Consider the following 3,613-nt stretch of genomic DNA (forward strand, 5'->3'; position numbering starts at 1 on the left):
ATCAACTTCTCGACGCTACAATTTCTAGCGTGCCTTTCGGAACAGCATCTGCGAACACAATGATGGTGTACCGCTGATTGAATTCTTTAACCTCGTATACAGGAAGCTGCATGTCAGGAGAACTCACCTTGAGCGTGTGGATTTTTACGTCATCTTCGAAGGTTACAAACAAGGTGCTGAAGGAGGCGATTCTTTTTCGCCCCTGTCCGTTAGGGCCGATGCCATCGATTCCTGTTTGTAGGTAGTACCACCTAAATATGTTGTCGTAACTTAAGCGGTCTGGTGTTCGATGATCGCCATAAACATGCAATTTAAGTGAAGCTTTATCCTTTACTTGACGTTTCCGCCGTAAACCACCCGCAGAAATTAGCCCCAAGGAAACACCCAGCAAGAGCACACCCAGACCATAGCCAATCGAGGCAACCCAAACTGGCGCTGTTGGGAAATAGTACCCCACCGCCCAGGTCAACAGTGCAAGTGCAATTCCAATGAGTCCGATCGCCCGATCAATCACAATCATGTCCTTTTGATGCCCAACGCCCACGTTCAGGTGCGTTTGAGGCGATGGCCGCTTTTGCGATAGCAAAGGTGGGCAGCGGGTCAAACGTCGCCTGCAACGTGTTGTTAGGTGTCGCCACTCCTGATCTCCCTTTCCAGGCGTCTTGCTAGTTCTTCGACGCCAAGCTCCGAACTAAGGCCAAACTTGTCGGCAAGTCTTGGACTATATTCGTAAACTTGCTTTACCGTAACCCCGTGCCAAATAGGCAAAATTACGTTTTCCCTTTCGATGATTTCTCGGGTATAGACAGAGTCGAATTCGGCTCGCCCCCAACCGTCGTTGGAAAAGAAATTCGGTGAGAGGATGACGATGCAATGCCGCGTTTCTTTCAAGCCAGACTCAATGCTTTGACGTAGGCTGGCACCGACTCGCAATGAATATTCGTCGTACCAAACTGGGCACATCTTCTTTGAAAGCTCTACGGCCAGGGGTCTCGCCAAATCATCCTTATCACGAGAATCGTGGGAGATAAACGCCAACGGCTTTTCTATACGAGATTTGGCCTCCGCATATTCAGCGTCTCGAATTATCACGAACAAACCTCTCTCTCGTCCCAACGATTTGATTTCATCGCGGCACCGCTGGTCGAGAATATCTTCAAAGTACAACAACACTCTGCGAGTAAAGACTAGGTCAACTGAACTAGCTCGCTCAGGATAGTCTGCAAACCCTGTTTCCACGACTAGCCCATCAGATTGCGGCCCAAAAGAACAATTTTGCACTTCGTTAACCGCAAACAGACCAGCAACAGCTTCGAAGGGCGAACTACAAGCCGGAATGTAAAAAGACCAGTATTTTGCGTTCCCTTCTAGATCAAGAACAATTTTTGCGATCAGCGAAGCTATATCTTCGCCTCGTTGAGATTTGGCCAGTAGCGTGTTTTGAAGGGACAAACAATGACCCAACACTTTATCGAAGTATTCCCTCACCGTAGCCATGAAGTCTCCCTAGCGACACCTAACGCCTGAGCTCAGGTGCGTTTGAGGCGACGCCCGCTTTTGCGGCAGCAAAAGTGGGTGGCGGGTCAAACGTCACCTGCAGCGATTTGTTATGTTTCGTCTTCTGACACGTCATCGCTGGTTCCAACTAGCTCGGCAATAAGGCGGCGCTCTTCTTCTTCCATTTCTTTGGAAACTGCGGCGTGAACAATTTTTAAGCCCTGAGCCAATTTGTCCGTAAGGACAATCTTTCTTCTCTTGCTGACTCGTTCCGAAAACTCTTGTCTCAACCAATCGTTTAAGTAGGATTTACCTTCGTAAATCGCGCCATAGTCGGTATCTCGAGTAACGATCACGATGTGTTTGCCGCTCTGGATCGAACACTGAACTATCCATTCCCAATTTACGGCATCTCCGATAGATGTGTCGGACTGCTTTCGCGGGGGGTAGCCTAAGGTGAAGCGCTTCCGTGCCAAATTGCGGATTGTGAAACGTTCCTTCTTAGTGCGGGAAAGGTTGTATGGACAATCATTTTTGAAAATTCGCTGCAAGCATTGATAGACGGGATCATAGTAAATGGGATCACCAAGCACCTTCTGAATCCTCTCATCTACTTTCACTCTCTGAGCAGAAATTTCCTTTTTCTTCTTTTCGATCATTTTCATCGCTTGAAGATCCGCTACAAGCGCTGGTCCAGTTAGCTTGCTCCAATCAGGTGTTCGAAAATTCGTAAGTGATTCTACGATTACCCGCTGGCGGTTCTTTTTGTACTCCATCTCAACTTGTGAACCCGTAATCAGTCGGTCTCTGCAAGCCTCAAGCTGTTCCAGGTACTTCAAGCTAATGTCAGTCTTTCTGATTCTGTAGAAATCGAGCAATACATTCGTGTCTACAAACAGAAGTGTGTCGAGTACATCTTCAGCCACGGTCACCTACTCCTCGAGAAACATAACGCCGCGGTTCAGGTGCGTTTGAGGCGGTGCCTGCTTTTGCGGCAGCAAAAGTGGGCAACGGGTCAAACGTCACCTGCAACAGCTTGTTAGAACGGCAAGTCTCCACGGCTCTTAACAAACCAAGTTGTGATGCTGCGGCGGGAAGCCAAGAACTCGCTACCAACGAATGATTGGAACCAAACCAAACGAAAGCACCTGGCTTCCGAGCACCTAAGCCCAAGCCCAGCAGAACAGCCGAACCAAACATCGCCTCTCCCCTCTCTGATAGCCACCATTTCAAATACAAAATGTGCCATCTGATGCAAGAACTCGCTACCAACGAATGATTGGAACCGAGCCAAACGAACGCACCTGGCTCCCGAGCACGTACGCCCAAGCTTGATAGAACAGCCGAACTAAACACTCCCTCTCCCCTTTCTGACGACTGCCATTTCAGATGTTAAATGTGCCATCTGACGTGACAACTCTGCACAGCTTTACAAGCTGCCGAAAACAAGCCTAGCGAAGGGACTAGCCCACGCCAACGAGCCTTACGCCCCTTCAGCAGCAGCAAACGCTCGCGTTCCCCAAAAACCAAACGAAGCATTCCCTTGTTCACAGCTTAAACGAAACCACAATTTTTCAAACCGGCGACGGCTGACAACGAAAGGGCCAGCAGCTTGAAGATGTGATGACCTAAGTTCTTGGCAACCAAGCCAACACACAAAATTATTCGCTTGCCTTCTAACGCCCACGTTCAGGTGCATTTGAGGCGATGCCTGTTTTTGCGTCAGCAAAAATGGGCCGCGGGTCAAATGTCACCTGCAACGTGTTGTTATGCGGCATACGCACCAACCGCCCGTTGGATTTTTAACTTGAGCTCTTGTTTCGTTGCACTACGCCACGTGAGCCAAACATATAAGCCAAATATTAACAACGCGCAAAAACCGAAAGATGCCACCCAAAAGCCCACGCCTTGAACCGGAAGAACTCCGTTGCTGAGGGTTTTCATCACAGCGCCTCCCCCTGCCAATGCAATCACGAGCGCGATTAGCATAGTGAACAGGTAATACCCAAGAAAATACCTTACTACCACCAATGCTTCGCCCTCGCCCATGCGAACCGTGCCTTTGTGTCCGTCGTCAGATAACTTGAAACACCGGATGGTGATTCCTTCAGGAGGA

Annotated in this window: 4 protein-coding genes; all 4 read right to left on the minus strand. The window is 49.1% G+C overall.

The window, feature by feature from the left end; translation table 11 throughout:
- Nucleotide 1: 1 nt before the first annotated feature.
- Nucleotides 2-520, minus strand: a complete 519-nt coding sequence (locus ATO7_RS16670; protein WP_083563550.1) for a hypothetical protein — start codon at nt 518-520, stop codon at nt 2-4.
- A gap of 104 nt (nt 521-624) precedes the next feature.
- Nucleotides 625-1,497, minus strand: coding sequence for a toll/interleukin-1 receptor domain-containing protein (locus ATO7_RS16675; RefSeq protein WP_083563551.1), 873 nt, complete (start codon nt 1,495-1,497; stop codon nt 625-627).
- 110 nt (nt 1,498-1,607) lie between these two features.
- The gene (locus ATO7_RS16680; protein ID WP_083563553.1) at nt 1,608-2,423 is read right to left on the minus strand and encodes a PIN domain-containing protein; all 816 of its coding nucleotides are present in this window, start codon (nt 2,421-2,423) and stop codon (nt 1,608-1,610) included.
- 841 nt (nt 2,424-3,264) lie between these two features.
- On the minus strand, nt 3,265-3,613 hold a 349-nt coding region (locus tag ATO7_RS16990), incomplete at its 5' end, for a hypothetical protein (RefSeq protein ID WP_206044971.1).

The organism is Oceanococcus atlanticus, from assembly GCF_002088235.1.
GTDB classification, from domain to species: Bacteria; Pseudomonadota; Gammaproteobacteria; order Nevskiales; family Oceanococcaceae; genus Oceanococcus; species Oceanococcus atlanticus.